General features: G+C 60.2%; 13 protein-coding genes. 9 read left to right on the plus strand and 4 right to left on the minus strand.

Going from position 1 to position 15,038, the window contains the following annotated elements; translation table 11 throughout:
- The first annotated feature begins 497 nt into the window (after positions 1–497).
- Positions 498–1,754, plus strand: coding sequence for an NADP-dependent isocitrate dehydrogenase (gene icd, locus NUV89_RS03890; protein WP_257780361.1), 1,257 nt, complete (start codon positions 498–500; stop codon positions 1,752–1,754).
- Positions 1,755–1,832: 78 nt separating this feature from the next.
- Here the strand turns inward: icd and cspD are convergent, their stop codons facing one another.
- Positions 1,833–2,099 carry a cold shock domain-containing protein CspD gene (gene cspD / locus NUV89_RS03895; protein ID WP_257780362.1) on the minus strand — a complete coding sequence of 89 codons (267 nt, stop codon included), beginning with the start codon at positions 2,097–2,099 and terminating at the stop codon, positions 1,833–1,835.
- Between the two features lie 224 nt (positions 2,100–2,323).
- Between cspD and clpS the strand changes: the two genes are divergently transcribed.
- Together clpS and clpA are read left to right on the plus strand one after the other, a co-directional pair.
- Positions 2,324–2,692, plus strand: a complete 369-nt coding sequence (clpS, locus tag NUV89_RS03900) for an ATP-dependent Clp protease adapter ClpS (RefSeq protein WP_005789091.1) — start codon at positions 2,324–2,326, stop codon at positions 2,690–2,692.
- Between the two features lie 29 nt (positions 2,693–2,721).
- Entirely contained in the window at positions 2,722–4,992 is a 2,271-nt protein-coding gene (gene clpA / locus NUV89_RS03905; protein WP_257780363.1) for an ATP-dependent Clp protease ATP-binding subunit ClpA, read from the plus strand.
- 257 nt (positions 4,993–5,249) lie between these two features.
- On the opposite strand, the gene infA is transcribed toward clpA, so the two are convergent.
- The 3 genes from infA to aat all read right to left on the minus strand — a co-directional run bounded on the left by infA (position 5,250) and on the right by aat (position 7,013).
- The gene (gene infA / locus NUV89_RS03910) at positions 5,250–5,468 is read right to left on the minus strand and encodes a translation initiation factor IF-1 (RefSeq protein WP_002553999.1); all 219 of its coding nucleotides are present in this window, start codon (positions 5,466–5,468) and stop codon (positions 5,250–5,252) included.
- A 100-nt stretch (positions 5,469–5,568) separates the two neighbouring features.
- The gene (locus NUV89_RS03915; RefSeq protein ID WP_257780364.1) at positions 5,569–6,276 is read right to left on the minus strand and encodes an arginyltransferase; all 708 of its coding nucleotides are present in this window, start codon (positions 6,274–6,276) and stop codon (positions 5,569–5,571) included.
- A gap of 56 nt (positions 6,277–6,332) precedes the next feature.
- Positions 6,333–7,013 carry a leucyl/phenylalanyl-tRNA--protein transferase gene (aat, locus tag NUV89_RS03920; protein WP_257780365.1) on the minus strand — a complete coding sequence of 227 codons (681 nt, stop codon included), beginning with the start codon at positions 7,011–7,013 and terminating at the stop codon, positions 6,333–6,335.
- Positions 7,014–7,501: 488 nt separating this feature from the next.
- Between aat and NUV89_RS03925 the strand changes: the two genes are divergently transcribed.
- From NUV89_RS03925 to cysG, 6 genes are read left to right on the plus strand one after another with little or no spacing between them, the layout of a single operon-like run.
- Positions 7,502–9,910: a DNA translocase FtsK gene (locus tag NUV89_RS03925; protein ID WP_257780366.1), complete on the plus strand. Its 2,409-nt coding sequence runs from the start codon at positions 7,502–7,504 to the stop codon at positions 9,908–9,910.
- Between the two features lie 54 nt (positions 9,911–9,964).
- Complete coding sequence (lolA, locus tag NUV89_RS03930) at positions 9,965–10,588, plus strand: outer membrane lipoprotein chaperone LolA (protein WP_257780367.1); 624 nt, start codon at positions 9,965–9,967, stop codon at positions 10,586–10,588.
- A 10-nt stretch (positions 10,589–10,598) separates the two neighbouring features.
- A complete protein-coding gene (locus NUV89_RS03935; RefSeq protein ID WP_257780368.1) occupies positions 10,599–11,921 on the plus strand; it encodes a replication-associated recombination protein A in 1,323 nt (440 codons plus the stop codon).
- On the plus strand, positions 11,921–12,295 hold the full coding sequence (gene crcB / locus NUV89_RS03940; protein ID WP_057721801.1) for a fluoride efflux transporter CrcB: 375 nt from the start codon (positions 11,921–11,923) through the stop codon (positions 12,293–12,295). The genes NUV89_RS03935 and crcB overlap by 1 nt, the downstream gene beginning before the upstream one ends.
- Positions 12,296–12,311: 16 nt before the next feature.
- Positions 12,312–13,592 (plus strand): serine--tRNA ligase, encoded by a 1,281-nt coding sequence (gene serS, locus NUV89_RS03945; protein WP_257780369.1) that lies wholly within the window; start codon positions 12,312–12,314, stop codon positions 13,590–13,592.
- A complete protein-coding gene (gene cysG / locus NUV89_RS03950) occupies positions 13,593–14,987 on the plus strand; it encodes a siroheme synthase CysG (protein WP_257780370.1) in 1,395 nt (464 codons plus the stop codon).
- Positions 14,988–15,038 lie beyond the last annotated feature (51 nt).

Consider the following 15,038-nt stretch of genomic DNA (forward strand, 5'->3'; position numbering starts at 1 on the left):
CTCTCTTCTTTGCTGAAAGCGTGCGCAGAAACTCGAGATGCGCCGGGTGGAGCGCGTTCGTTCAAAGTCATCCATGAGCGAAATGTCGAGGTTTCTTCGCGGTGATGTTGGGTTGCATCAGTCGAGCGTCAAGCGTTTGGACTATGGTAATGGTCCTGCTTTCTGGCTGAGGGCTACGCACACTGTTTACAAGTGCAGGAGCGGTCAGCCGTCGTGACTCTTGGGTCAGCGGCGGCATTATACATAGGTCGCTATGCTTACGCCGAGCCTTCATACAAAAGGTGTGTCGTCCATTGGTCTAAAGGTCGCAGGTACCACAGTGCTCCCAAAGTCGTATGGTGTGCTCAAGATTGGCGAATTTGCCTTATATTTCAGGCTTGTAGGCGACTAAATATGCTGTTTTCGACGCAAATGACGATGGCGTGAGGTTTCAGTCATCATTTATCTGGAGTAGGCTCGAACGCAGCCAGATGTTCAATCCATAGATGGAGTTCAGCATGGGATACAAGAAGATTCAGGTTCCAGCCGTCGGCGACAAAATCACCGTCAATGCAGACCATTCTCTCAATGTTCCTAATAACCCGATCATCCCTTTTATTGAGGGTGATGGTATCGGCGTCGACATTAGCCCGGTGATGATCAAGGTGGTCGACGCAGCTGTTGAAAAGGCCTACGGCGGCAAGCGCAAGATCTCGTGGATGGAGGTGTATGCCGGCGAAAAGGCCACTCAAGTCTACGACCAGGACACCTGGCTGCCCCAGGAAACCCTGGATGCGGTCAAGGATTACGTGGTTTCCATCAAGGGTCCACTGACCACGCCGGTGGGTGGCGGCATCCGTTCGCTGAACGTGGCCCTGCGCCAGCAGCTCGACCTGTACGTGTGCCTGCGCCCGGTGCGCTGGTTTGAAGGCGTGCCGAGCCCGGTTAAAAAGCCGGGGGATGTGGACATGACCATCTTCCGCGAGAACTCCGAAGATATTTACGCCGGCATCGAGTGGAAGGCCGGTTCGCCGGAAGCCATCAAGGTAATCAAGTTCCTCAAGGAGGAAATGGGCGTTACCAAGATTCGTTTTGACCAGGATTGCGGGATTGGCGTGAAGCCGGTTTCCAAGGAAGGCACTGAGCGTCTGGCGCGTAAGGCCTTGCAATATGTAGTGGATAACGATCGCGACTCGCTGACCATCGTGCATAAAGGCAACATCATGAAGTTCACCGAAGGCGCCTTTAAAGAGTGGGCCTACGGGATTGCCGAGAAAGAGTTCGGCGCGACGTTGCTCGACGGTGGCCCGTGGATGCAATTCAAGAACCCGAAGACCGGCAAGAATGTCGTGGTTAAAGATGCCATTGCCGACGCCATGCTCCAGCAGATCCTGCTGCGCCCGGCTGAGTATGACGTGATCGCCACCCTCAACCTCAACGGTGACTACCTGTCTGACGCCTTGGCGGCAGAGGTGGGCGGTATTGGGATTGCGCCGGGGGCCAACCTGTCTGACACCGTGGCGATGTTCGAGGCAACCCACGGGACTGCGCCGAAATATGCGGGCAAGGACCAGGTCAACCCCGGCTCGCTGATCCTGTCGGCAGAGATGATGCTGCGCCACATGGGTTGGATCGAAGCGGCCGACCTGATTATCAAGGGCACCAATGGTGCGATTTCGGCCAAGACGGTGACCTATGACTTCGAACGTTTGATGGAGGGTGCGAAGCTGGTGTCGTCATCGGGCTTTGGCGATGCGCTGATCTCACACATGTAAGGGTCGTACAGAAAAAGGCCACTCCAAGTTGATTGGAGTGGCCTTTTTTTTATCGCACCGTTCTCGCTTCTTGGCGGACTAGGCCGTTTGTATCTTTTCTTTTTGAGCGTGCGAGTGTGCGTGATTGTCAGGCAGCGCGTGTTTGGCGGCCTTGATTGCCACGGCGTGCAGTCCTTTAGGCCCTTGAATGATATCAAATTCCACAGGTTGGCCCGCTTTCAGCGTCTTGTAGCCATCCATTTCGATCGCTGAGTAATGCGCAAACAGGTCTTCGGTTTTACCTTCTTCATTGACGAAGCCGTAGCCTTTGGCATTGTTGAACCACTTGACCTTACCACTAGCCATCTCCATATCCCTCTGCACCAGACTCCATCACTGGAGTATCATCCAGTTTATCCGTCCTAACCCGAATAAATAAGGTTGACTGCGCGGACCTTTTTTACCCACTGTGGGTTCTATTGGTTGTAACACTGATTTGCCGATAGTCAAGGCGACCAGTCGGTCAGAGTTGAAATTCTGACAGGTCGCCCCCACCACTGTATTTGAACCACTGACGAACCTTTCTTTCCATGCATGCAAACAGCCAGATTCGACTAACATTCAATCAGGATCGCCCGGATCAGGAACACGATGACGACGGTTCTGCAGGCATTGCTGTCCAGGAGGCCAAGCCTGCTCTACAGGCGCCGCCGATGTACAAGGTGGTTTTGTTTAATGATGACTACACACCGATGGATTTCGTCGTCGAAGTGCTCGAGGTGTTTTTTAACCTGAACCGCGAGTTGGCGACCAAGGTAATGCTGGCCGTTCATACAGAAGGACGGGCAGTATGTGGAGTGTTTACCCGCGACATCGCCGAGACAAAGGCCATGCAGGTCAACCAGTACGCCAGGGAAAGCCAGCATCCGCTACTCTGTGAAATCGAGAAGGACGGTTAACGCCGACCACTTGGGTATGAGGTGAAGCTATGTTAAACCGCGAGCTCGAAGTCACCCTCAATCTTGCCTTCAAGGAGGCTCGTTCGAAGCGTCATGAATTCATGACCGTCGAACACCTGCTGCTGGCACTTTTGGATAACGAAGCTGCCGCCACCGTCTTGCGCGCGTGCGGCGCCAACCTCGACAAACTCAAGCATGACCTGCAGGAGTTTATCGACTCCACCACGCCACTTATTCCCGTCCACGATGAAGACCGTGAAACCCAGCCAACCCTGGGCTTCCAGCGGGTGCTTCAGCGTGCCGTGTTCCATGTGCAGAGCTCCGGCAAGCGTGAAGTCACAGGCGCCAATGTGCTTGTGGCAATTTTCAGCGAACAGGAAAGCCAGGCAGTGTTCCTGCTCAAGCAGCAGAGCGTTGCCCGTATTGATGTCGTCAACTACATCGCCCACGGTATCTCCAAGGTGCCCGGGCACGGCGATCATTCCGAGGGTGAGCAGGATATGCAGGACGACGAGGGCGGTGAGTCTTCTTCTTCGGGCAATCCATTGGATGCCTATGCCAGCAACCTCAATGAACTGGCGCGCCAGGGGCGGATCGATCCGCTGGTGGGGCGCGAGCTTGAAGTTGAGCGCGTAGCGCAGATCCTCGCACGTCGTCGCAAGAACAACCCGTTGCTGGTGGGTGAGGCAGGCGTGGGTAAAACCGCGATTGCCGAAGGCCTGGCCAAGCGCATTGTCGATAACCAGGTGCCGGATCTGCTGGCCAACAGTGTCGTCTACTCCCTGGACCTGGGCGCGTTGCTCGCCGGGACCAAGTACCGTGGCGATTTCGAGAAGCGCTTCAAGGCGTTGCTCGGCGAGCTGAAAAAACGCCCGCAGGCGATCCTGTTCATCGACGAAATCCACACCATCATCGGTGCCGGTGCGGCGTCGGGTGGGGTGATGGATGCCTCCAACCTGCTCAAGCCGTTGCTGTCGTCGGGTGATATCCGTTGCATCGGTTCGACCACGTTCCAGGAATTCCGTGGCATCTTCGAGAAAGATCGCGCCCTGGCGCGGCGCTTCCAGAAAGTCGATGTGTCGGAGCCTTCGGTTGAAGACACCATCGGCATCCTGCGCGGGCTCAAGGGGCGTTTCGAAGCGCACCATGGCATCGAGTACACCGACGAGGCGCTGCGTGCGGCGGCCGAGCTGGCGTCGCGCTACATCAATGATCGGCACATGCCGGACAAGGCCATCGACGTGATCGACGAGGCCGGCGCCTATCAGCGCCTGCAGCCGGTCGAGAAGCGTGTGAAGCGCATCGACGTGCCTCAGGTCGAGGACATCGTCGCGAAGATCGCGCGGATTCCGCCTAAACACGTCAACAGTTCCGATAAGGAGCTGCTGCGTAACCTGGAGCGTGACCTCAAGCTCACCGTATTTGGCCAGGATGCGGCCATCGATGCGCTGTCCACGGCGATCAAGTTGTCCCGTGCGGGCCTCAAGTCGCCGGACAAGCCAGTCGGTTCGTTCCTGTTCGCCGGGCCTACTGGCGTCGGCAAGACCGAAGCGGCGCGGCAGTTGGCCAAGGCCATGGGGATCGAGCTGGTGCGTTTCGACATGTCCGAATACATGGAGCGTCACACTGTGTCGCGCCTGATCGGTGCGCCTCCGGGCTATGTCGGGTTCGACCAGGGCGGTTTGCTGACCGAAGCGATCACCAAGCAACCCCATTGCGTGCTGCTGCTCGATGAAATCGAGAAGGCCCACCCGGAAGTCTTCAACCTGCTGTTGCAGGTGATGGACCACGGGACCCTGACCGACAACAACGGGCGCAAGGCGGACTTCCGCAACGTGATCGTGATTATGACCACCAACGCCGGTGCCGAAACGGCCGCGCGGGCCTCGATCGGCTTCAGCCATCAGGATCACTCTTCCGATGCGATGGAAGTGATCAAGAAGAGCTTTACGCCGGAGTTCCGCAACCGCCTGGACACCATTATCCAGTTTGGTCGCCTCAGCCATGAGGTCATCAAAAGCGTGGTGGACAAGTTCCTTACCGAGCTTCAGGCGCAGTTGGAAGACAAGCGCGTGCAGCTGGAAGTGACGGACGCGGCGCGCAGCTGGCTGGCCGAAGGTGGCTACGACGCGGCAATGGGTGCACGCCCGATGGCGCGCCTGATCCAGGACAAGATCAAGCGGCCATTGGCCGAAGAGATCCTGTTCGGCGAGCTTTCCGACCATGGTGGCGTGGTGCATATCGATCTGAAGGATGGCGAACTGACCTTCGAGTTCGAGACTACGGCTGAAATGGCCTGATCGCTGACTGCAACACAGCAAAAAGGCGCCGAAAGGCGCCTTTTTGCTGTCTCCAGGTTTGGAATGCGGTCTTCAAGACAATAGAGATCAAATGTGGGAGCCGGCTTGCCTGCGATAGCGGTCGGTCAGCGAAGCATTTTTTGGCTGATACACCGCTATCGCAGGCAAGCCAGCTCCCACAGGGTCATGTGGTGTCTGATAAATCCCACACACACACAAAAACGCCCGGCATAACCGGGCGTTTTGTATTGACTTGCTTAGCGAGCGCGGTAAGTGATGCGCCCTTTGCTCAAGTCATAGGGCGTCAGCTCGACGCGCACTTTGTCACCGGTAAGAATACGAATGTAGTTCTTGCGCATCTTGCCGGAGATATGCGCGGTTACGACGTGCCCATTTTCCAACTCCACACGAAACATGGTGTTGGGCAGGGTGTCGACGACAGTGCCTTCCATTTCGAAGCTGTCTTCTTTCGACATGCAGTAAAGCCCTCGGTATCCAGTGAATGGCCCGGTGCAACTGCGCCAGGCAAAAGCGGCGTGCATTGTGCCCGAAAAAGGGTGTTTAAGCCAAGGGGTTCTAGTTAAGCGTGACCCATCTTTGATTAATCAGCAGTTCTATGGGGCGATATTGGGTCTTGTAGCTCATCTTTTTGCAGTTTTTGATCCAGTAACCCAAGTACACCGCCTCCAGTTCCAGGCGCAGGGCCTCACCAATTTGCCACAGGATCGCAAAACGCCCCAGGCTGCGGCGTTCCTCGGCGGGCTCATAGAAGGTGTACACCGCCGACAGCCCGTTGGGCAGCAAATCGGTCACGGCGACGGCCACCAGGCGTCCGTCGAGGCGGAACTCGTAGAAGCGCGAGAACGGCAGGTCGCGCACCAGGAAGGTGGAGAATTGGTCGCGGCTGGGCGGAAACATATCGCCGTCAGCGTGGCGTTGTTCGATGTAGCGTTGGTAAAGGTCGAAATATTCTTCGCTGTAGCGTGGCTTGGTGGCGGTCACGGTCAGGTCGGCATTGCGCTTGAGGATGCGTTTCTGGTTACGGTCCGGCAGGAATTGCGCCACAGGAATGCGTGCCGGTACGCAGGCATTGCAGTTCTGGCAATGGGGGCGGTACAGGTGGTCGCCGCTGCGCCGAAAGCCCATTTCCGAAAGGTCGGCGTACACGTGCACGTCCATCGGCTGGCTGGGATCGAGGAACAGGGTGGTGGCCTGCTCGTCGGGCAGGTAGCTGCAAGAGTGGGCTTGAGTGGCATAAAACTTCAAGCGTGCCAGCTCGGTCATGATCAACCCTCGGGATAAGCTTTGAAACAAGTGTAAGCCACGTGCGCGAAAGTCGCCTAGGAAACCCAGGGTCCGGCGTTGGGTTGGTCCAGATGGTCGTGCAGGTATTGCGCAAACTCGCTGCGCGGGATGGCGCGGGCGCCCAGGCTGTGCAGGTGATCGTTGGGCATCTGGCAGTCGATCAGCACAAAACCCCAGGCCTGCAACTGCCGGGTCAGGGTGGCGAAGCCGAATTTCGAAGCGTTGTCGGCACGGCTGAACATGGATTCGCCAAAGAACAATTGGCCCATTGCCAGGCCGTAGAGCCCGCCCACCAGTTTGCCCGCGTCCCACACTTCGACGGAATGCGCGTAGCCGCGCTGGTGCAGCGCCAGGTAGGCGTCCTGGATGCCTTCGGTGATCCAGGTGCCGTCGGCATAGGCGCGGGGTGCGGCGCAGGCCTGGATGACGGCGGCGAAGTCCTGGTCAAAGGTCACGGTATAGCGTTGTTGGCGCAACAGCTTGCCGAGGCTGCGAGAGACGTGCAGTTCTTCGGGGAAGATCACCGTGCGCGGGTCGGGCGACCACCAGAGGATCGGCTGGCCGTCCGAGAACCACGGGAAGCATCCATGGCGGTAAGCCTGCACCAGGCGTTCGGCCGACAGGTCGCCACCGGCGGCCAGCAGGCCATTGGGTTCACGCATGGCCTTGGCCAGCGGCGGGAAGGTCAGGGAGTCACGTTGCAACCAGGTCAGCATGGCATCCAGGCTTGAGGAGGGGAGGGGAGCGACAGGTGCCGCGAGTAGGGGTGATTATTGTCGAGACAGCGCCCCAGGGCCAGCCCGAATCGGGTGCAGCTCAGGAATAGCGTGAGCGGGTGTTTCTGCAACTCTGTGCCGAGGATGTGGTCGTAACCGGGGTTACACCATGCAGGCCATTTGCCAAGCTTGCCTTGTTTGGTAAAAACACCCCATAAGCCTTTGTCAGCAAAGACAATGCATGCTCAAATTGAACATGTTGTAACACTTGAATTGTCTATGCTGCCGGGGGAAGGGCAAGGGCGTGGCAACGGGGGCACAAACCCGTACAATGCGGGCACTGTGGCGTTATCGCCGTTTCAGCGCTTCATCTCCCGGTGTTAAACGTAGAATCAACGACGTTCGTTTATTTTTCAGCTGCTCGGATTGGGCAGTGGTTGCAGTCATTCAATAGATGGACGCGCTAAAAGCGCAGGAAAAGACCCGTTTTGAAGAAATCCGCCGCAACACCTAAAGCAGCAGTCGTGCCGGCCTGGCGCCAGCACCTGCACTACCGCCTCAAGGAAGGTGCGCTGATCGCGATCGGCGCCCTGTGCCTGTTCCTGATGATGGCCTTGCTCACCTATGGCAAGGACGATCCGGGCTGGAGCCACAACAGCAAGATCGACGATGTACAGAACTTCGGCGGCCCCGCCGGTTCCTACAGCGCCGACATCCTGTTCATGGTGTTGGGTTACTTCGCGTATATCTTCCCCTTGCTGCTGGCGATCAAGACCTGGCAGATCTTCCGCCAGCGCCACGAGCCGTGGCAGTGGAGCGGCTGGCTGTTCTCCTGGCGCCTGATCGGCCTGGTGTTCCTGGTGCTGTCCGGCGCGGCCCTGGCGCATATCCATTTCCATGCACCTACCGGCCTCCCGGCGGGCGCCGGTGGTGCGCTGGGCGAAAGCCTGGGCGACCTGGCGCGCAAGACCCTGAACATCCAGGGCAGCACGTTGATGTTTATTGCCCTGTTCCTGTTCGGCCTCACCGTGTTCACCGACCTGTCGTGGTTCAAGGTGATGGACGTGACCGGCAAGATCACCCTCGACCTGCTGGAGCTGTTCCAGGGCGCCGCCAACCGCTGGTGGGCAGCCCGGGTCGACCGCAAGCGCATGGTCGCCCAACTGCGTGAAGTGGACACCCGCGTCAACGAAGTGGTGGCCCCGAGCACGCCGGACCGCCGTGAACAGGCCAAGGTCAAGGAGCGCCTGATCGAGCGCGAGCAGGCCCTGAGCAAGCACATGTCGGACCGCGAGAAGCAAGTGCCGCCCGTGATCGCACCGGCGCCGCCCAAGGCCCCCGAGCCGAGTGCCCGTGTGCAGAAAGAGAAACAGGCGCCGCTGTTTGTCGACAGCGCCGTCGAAGGCACCTTGCCGCCGATCTCGATTCTCGACCCGGCCGAAAAGAAACAACTCAATTATTCCCCGGAGTCGCTGGCTGCCGTTGGCCATCTGCTGGAAATCAAGCTGAAGGAATTCGGCGTCGAAGTGACCGTGGACTCGATCCACCCCGGTCCCGTCATCACCCGTTACGAAATCCAGCCGGCCGCGGGCGTCAAGGTCAGCCGCATTTCCAACCTGGCCAAAGACCTGGCCCGTTCCCTGGCCGTGACCAGTGTGCGCGTGGTGGAAGTGATCCCCGGCAAGACCACCGTGGGCATCGAGATTCCCAACGAAGACCGCCAGATCGTGCGCTTCTCCGAAGTGCTGTCGACGCCCGAGTACGACAACTTCAAGTCGCCGGTCACCCTGGCCTTGGGCCATGACATCGGCGGCAAGCCCGTCATTACCGACCTGGCAAAAATGCCCCACCTGCTGGTGGCCGGTACCACCGGTTCCGGTAAGTCGGTGGGTGTGAACGCGATGATCCTGTCGATCCTGTTCAAGTCCGGCCCGGACGACGCCAAACTGATCATGATCGACCCGAAGATGCTCGAATTGTCGATCTACGAAGGCATCCCGCACCTGCTGTGTCCGGTGGTCACCGACATGAAGGACGCCGCCAACGCCCTGCGCTGGAGCGTGGCGGAGATGGAGCGACGCTACAAACTGATGGCGAAAATGGGCGTGCGTAACCTGGCGGGCTTCAACGCCAAGATCAAGGAAGCCCACGAACGTGGCGAGACCATTGATGACCCGCTGTACAAGCGTGAAAGCATTCACGACGAAGCGCCGAAGCTGACCAAGCTGCCGACCATCGTGGTGGTGGTGGATGAATTCGCCGACATGATGATGATCGTCGGCAAGAAGGTCGAAGAACTCATCGCCCGTATCGCCCAGAAGGCCCGTGCGGCCGGTATCCACTTGATCCTGGCCACCCAGCGCCCGTCGGTGGATGTGATTACCGGTCTTATCAAGGCCAACATTCCGACGCGCATGGCGTTCCAGGTGTCGAGCAAGATCGACTCGCGGACCATCATCGACCAGGGCGGCGCCGAGCAACTGCTGGGCCATGGTGACATGCTCTACATGCCGCCGGGCACCAGCCTGCCGATCCGTGTACACGGCGCCTTTGTCTCCGATGATGAAGTGCACCGCGTGGTGGAAGCCTGGAAACTGCGAGGCGCACCCGAGTACAACGACGACATCCTCAACGGCGTCGAAGAAGCTGGCAGCGGCTTCGAGAATGGCGGCGGTGGCGGTGACGACGATGCGGAAACCGATGCCCTGTACGACGAAGCCGTGGCCTTCGTGCTCGAAAGCCGCCGCGCCTCGATTTCTGCGGTGCAGCGTAAGCTGAAGATCGGCTACAACCGCGCCGCCCGCATGATCGAAGCCATGGAAATGGCTGGCGTCGTGACCGCCATGAACACCAACGGCTCGCGTGAAGTCATCGCCCCCGGGCAGATGCGCGACTGATCCCGCGCCGCGTGGCAGCACGCGGCGCGCCCTAACGACTCAATGAGGACTCCCATGCGTCTTATCCGCATGCTGTTGTTGCCGGCACTGGCCCTGACCGCTGTTTCGGCTCACGCTGACCCGGCCTCCGTCGCCAGCCTGACCAACCTGTTGGACAAATCCAAGACCCTGACCGCGCGCTTCTCCCAGCTGACCCTGGACGGCGGCGGCACCCAGCTGCAGGAAACCGCCGGTGAAATGGCCGTGCAGCGCCCTGGCCTGTTCTTCTGGAAGACCGACGCGCCGAACGAGCAGACCATCGTCTCCGACGGCCAGAAGGTCACCCTGTGGGACCCGGACCTGGAGCAGGTGACCATCAAGAAGCTTGACCCGCGCCTGAACCAGACCCCGGCGCTGTTGCTGTCGGGCGATGTGTCGAAGATCAGCGACAGCTTCGAGATCACCTCCAAGCAAACCAGCAACGTGATCGAGTTCACCCTCAAGCCGAAGTCCAAGGACACGCTGTTTGACACCCTGTCCCTGTCGTTCGGCAATGGCGTGATCAACAACATGCGCCTGATCGACAGCGTCGGCCAGCGCACCGATATCCTGTTCTCCGGGGTCAAGGCCAACCAGCCGGTGCCTGCCTCCATGTTCAAGTTCGACATCCCCAAGGGTGCCGATGTGATCCAGGAGTAAAACGCTGCCCATGGACCTGTTTCGCAGTGACCCGATTGCCCAGCCCCTGGCCGCGCGCTTGCGCTCGACCAACCTGGATGAGTACGTCGGCCAAGAGCACCTGCTCGCGCGCGGCAAGCCTTTGCGCGAAGCCCTGGAGCAAGGTGCGCTGCACTCGATGATTTTCTGGGGGCCGCCCGGGGTGGGTAAAACCACCCTGGCGCGCCTGCTGGCGAAAGTCTCGGATGCACACTTCGAAACGGTCTCGGCGGTACTCGCCGGGGTCAAGGAGATCCGCCAGGCGGTCGAGGTGGCCAAGCAGCAGGCCGGGCAATACGGCAAGCGCACCATCCTGTTTGTCGACGAAGTGCATCGCTTCAACAAGTCGCAGCAGGATGCGTTCCTGCCCTATGTGGAAGACGGCACGCTGATCTTTATCGGCGCCACCACCGAAAATCCTTCATTCGAATTGAACAACGCCTTGCTCTCGCGGGCGCGGGTCTATGTGCTCAAGAGCCTGGACGAAGCGGCGATGCAAAAGCTGCTGCACCGCGCCTTGAGCGAAGACAAGGGCCTGGGCAAGCGCCAGCTGAGCGTGAGCGAGGAAGGCTTCAAGATTCTGCTGACGGCCGCCGATGGCGATGGGCGACGCTTCCTCAACTTGCTGGAAAACGCCTCCGACCTGGCCGAAGACGGCAGCGAGATCGGCGTCGACCTGCTGCAAAGCTTGCTGGGTGACACCCGCCGGCGTTTCGACAAGGGCGGCGAAGCCTTCTACGACCAGATCTCGGCGCTGCATAAATCCGTGCGTGGCTCCAACCCCGACGGCGCGCTGTACTGGTTTGCGCGCATGATCGACGGCGGTTGCGACCCGCTGTACCTGGCCCGCCGCGTGGTGCGCATGGCCAGCGAAGACATCGGCAATGCCGACCCGCGTGCGCTGAGCCTGTGCCTGGCGGCATGGGACGTGCAGGAACGCCTCGGCAGCCCGGAAGGCGAGTTGGCGGTGGCCCAGGCCATCACTTACCTGGCCTGCGCGCCAAAAAGCAACGCGGTGTACATGGGCTTCAAGTCGGCGCTGCGTGCGGCGGCCGAATATGGCTCCCTCGAAGTGCCACTGCACCTGCGCAACGCGCCGACCAAGCTGATGAAACAGCTGGGCTACGGTGATGAATACCGCTACGCCCACGACGAGCCGGACGCTTATGCCGCCGGCGAAGACTACTTCCCCGATGAGCTTGAGCCGCTCGCGCTCTATCAGCCGGTGCCCCGTGGCCTGGAGCTGAAAATCGGCGAAAAACTGAATCACCTCGCCCAACTCGATCGACTCAGCCCCAGACAGCGGAGAAAGTAGTGCTCAAGACGATTCTTGCCGTGTCCGCAGCCGGCATCGCTGGTACATTATTGCGTTTCGCCACCGGTACGTGGGTCAGCGCCCATTGGCCGAAGCATTTTTATGCGGCGACCCTGGCGGTCAACCTGGTGGGCTGCTTGATTATCGGGCTGTTGTACGGCTGGTTCCTGTTGCGCCCGGAAGTGCCGATTGAGATTCGCGCCGGCTTGATTGTCGGCTTTGTAGGCGGTCTGACGACCTTTTCATCCTTTTCACTGGATACGCTGCGCCTGTTGGAAAGCGGGCAAGCCCTGGTTGCCTTCGGGTACCTGGGCATCAGCGTGTTCGGCGGGCTGCTCGCCACCTGGGCTGGCCTGTCCCTGACCAAACTTTGATAAACGAGAGACCGACATGCTCGATTCCAAACTGTTACGTAGCAACCTTCAGGACGTAGCGGACCGCCTGGCATCCCGTGGCTTTGCCCTGGATGTCGCGCGCATCGAAGCGCTGGAAGAACAGCGCAAGACCGTCCAGACCCGCACCGAAGCACTGCAGGCTGAACGTAATGCCCGTTCCAAATCCATCGGTCAGGCCAAGCAGCGCGGCGAAGACATCGCGCCGTTGATGGCGGACGTCGAGCGCATGGGCACTGAGCTGTCCGACGGCAAGGTCGAGCTGGAAGGCATCCAGTCCGAACTGGACTCGATCCTGCTGGGCATCCCCAACATTCCGCACGAATCGGTGCCGGTGGGTGCCGACGAAGACGGCAACGTCGAAGTGCGCCGCTGGGGCACGCCAAAAGCCTTTGATTTCGCGGTCAAGGACCACGTTGCCCTGGGCGAATTGACCGGTGGCCTGGACTTCGAAACCGCCGCCAAGATGTCCGGCGCCCGTTTCTCCCTGCTGCGTGGCCCGGTGGCCCGCCTGCACCGTGCCCTGGCGCAGTTCATGATTAACCTGCACACCGCCGAGCACGGCTACGAAGAAGCCTACACGCCGTACCTGGTACAGGCACCGGCGTTGATGGGCACCAGCCAACTGCCGAAATTCGAAGAAGACCTGTTCAAGATCAGCCGTGAAGGCGAAGCCGACCTGTACCTGATCCCGACGGCCGAAGTGTCGCTGACCAATATCGTCTCCGGCGAGATCCTCGACGCCAAAGAGCTGCCACTGAAGTTTGTCGCCCACAGCCCGTGCTTCCGCAGCGAAGCCGGCGCGTCGGGCCGTGATACCCGCGGCATGATCCGCCAGCACCAGTTCGACAAGGTCGAGATGGTGCAGATCGTCGAGCCGTCGACCTCCATGGAGGCCCTGGAAGGCCTGACCGCCAACGCCGAGCGCGTTCTGCAACTGCTGGAGCTGCCGTACCGCGTCCTCGCGCTGTGCACCGGCGACATGGGTTTCAGCGCCGTGAAGACCTACGACCTCGAAGTATGGGTGCCGAGCCAGGACAAGTACCGCGAGATCTCGTCGTGCTCCAACTGCGGTGATTTCCAGGCCCGTCGCATGCAGGCGCGTTTCCGCAACCCGGAAACCGGCAAGCCGGAACTGGTGCACACCCTTAACGGTTCGGGCCTGGCCGTAGGCCGTACCCTGGTGGCCGTGCTGGAAAACTACCAGCAGGCGGACGGTTCGATCCGTGTGCCGGACGTGCTCAAGCCGTACATGGCGGGCGTTGAGGTCATCGGCTAAATGGAATTTCTGCCGCTGTTTCATAACCTGCGCGGCACTCGTGTGTTGGTCGTCGGTGGCGGGGAGATTGCCTTGCGCAAATCCCGGCTGCTGGCCGACGCCGGTGCGTTGCTGCGGGTGGTTGCTCCCCAGATCGAAAGCCAGCTCAACGAGTTGGTCCTGGGCAGTGGCGGGGAACTGATTTTGCGCGGTTATCAGGAGGCCGACCTCGACGGTTGCACCCTGATTATCGCTGCCACCGACGATGAAACGCTGAACGCGCAAGTGTCCAGCGATGCCAAGCGTCGGTGCGTACCGGTCAATGTGGTCGACGCGCCGGCCTTGTGCAGCGTGATCTTCCCGGCGATTGTCGACCGTTCGCCGTTGGTGATCGCGGTGTCCAGCGGCGGCGATGCGCCGGTGCTGGCGCGGCTGATTCGCGCCAAGCTGGAGACCTGGATTCCGTCCACTTATGGCCAATTGGCCGGGTTGGCGGCGCGTTTTCGCGCCCAGGTCAAAGGCTTGTACCCGGATGTGCAGCAACGTCGCGCGTTCTGGGAAGAAGTGTTCCAGGGCCCGATTGCCGACCGCCAACTGGCCGGGCAGGGCGCCGAAGCCGAGCGTTTGCTGGTGGAAAAGGTCAACGGCAAGGCGCCCCATGCGCCGGGGGAGGTTTACCTGGTGGGCGCTGGCCCCGGTGACCCGGACCTGCTGACCTTCCGCGCGCTGCGCCTGATGCAGCAAGCGGATGTGGTGCTCTACGACCGCCTCGTTGCGCCAGCGATTCTGGAACTGTGCCGCCGCGATGCCGAGCGCGTGTACGTCGGCAAGCGTCGCGCCGATCATGCCGTGCCACAGGACCAGATCAACCAGCAACTGGTCGACCTGGCCAAGCAAGGCAAGCGCGTGCTGCGCCTCAAGGGTGGCGATCCGTTCATCTTTGGTCGTGGTGGCGAGGAGATCGAGGAACTGGCGGCCCATGGCATCCCGTTCCAGGTCGTGCCGGGCATCACGGCGGCCAGTGGTTGCGCGGCGTACGCCGGGATCCCGCTGACCCACCGCGACTATGCGCAATCGGTGCGTTTCATCACCGGGCATTTGAAGGACGGGACCTCGGACCTGCCCTGGCATGACCTGGTGGGGCCGTCGCAGACCCTGGTGTTCTACATGGGCTTGATAGGCTTGCCGATCATCTGCGAACAGCTGATCCAGCATGGACGCGCAGCCGATACCCCGGCGGCGTTGATCCAGCAAGGCACCACCTCCAACCAGCGGGTGTTTACCGGCACCCTGGCCGACTTGCCACGCATGGTGGCGGAGCATGAAGTGCATGCGCCGACACTGGTGATCGTCGGTGAGGTGGTGGTGTTGCGTGAAAAGCTCAAGTGGTTCGAAGGCGCACAGTCTCAGGTCTAAGGCTTAAAAGCATCGCGGGCAAGCCCGCTCCCACATTTGGAATGCATTCCC

Origin of the sequence: Pseudomonas sp. 18.1.10 (genome assembly GCF_024655625.1) — a bacterium.
GTDB lineage: Bacteria > Pseudomonadota > Gammaproteobacteria > Pseudomonadales > Pseudomonadaceae > Aquipseudomonas.

Excerpts from the sequence above, each read along its gene's own strand:
- icd (WP_257780361.1), top strand. The coding sequence starts at position 498 with ATGGGATACAAGAAGATTCAGGTTCCAGCCGTCGGCGACAAAATCACC.
- cspD (WP_257780362.1), bottom strand. The coding sequence starts at position 2,099 with ATGGCTAGTGGTAAGGTCAAGTGGTTCAACAATGCCAAAGGCTACGGC.
- clpS (WP_005789091.1), top strand. The coding sequence starts at position 2,324 with ATGCATGCAAACAGCCAGATTCGACTAACATTCAATCAGGATCGCCCG.
- clpA (WP_257780363.1), top strand. The coding sequence starts at position 2,722 with ATGTTAAACCGCGAGCTCGAAGTCACCCTCAATCTTGCCTTCAAGGAG.
- infA (WP_002553999.1), bottom strand. The coding sequence starts at position 5,468 with ATGTCGAAAGAAGACAGCTTCGAAATGGAAGGCACTGTCGTCGACACC.
- NUV89_RS03915 (WP_257780364.1), bottom strand. The coding sequence starts at position 6,276 with ATGACCGAGCTGGCACGCTTGAAGTTTTATGCCACTCAAGCCCACTCT.
- aat (WP_257780365.1), bottom strand. The coding sequence starts at position 7,013 with ATGCTGACCTGGTTGCAACGTGACTCCCTGACCTTCCCGCCGCTGGCC.
- lolA (WP_257780367.1), top strand. The coding sequence starts at position 9,965 with ATGCGTCTTATCCGCATGCTGTTGTTGCCGGCACTGGCCCTGACCGCT.
- NUV89_RS03935 (WP_257780368.1), top strand. The coding sequence starts at position 10,599 with ATGGACCTGTTTCGCAGTGACCCGATTGCCCAGCCCCTGGCCGCGCGC.
- serS (WP_257780369.1), top strand. The coding sequence starts at position 12,312 with ATGCTCGATTCCAAACTGTTACGTAGCAACCTTCAGGACGTAGCGGAC.
- cysG (WP_257780370.1), top strand. The coding sequence starts at position 13,593 with ATGGAATTTCTGCCGCTGTTTCATAACCTGCGCGGCACTCGTGTGTTG.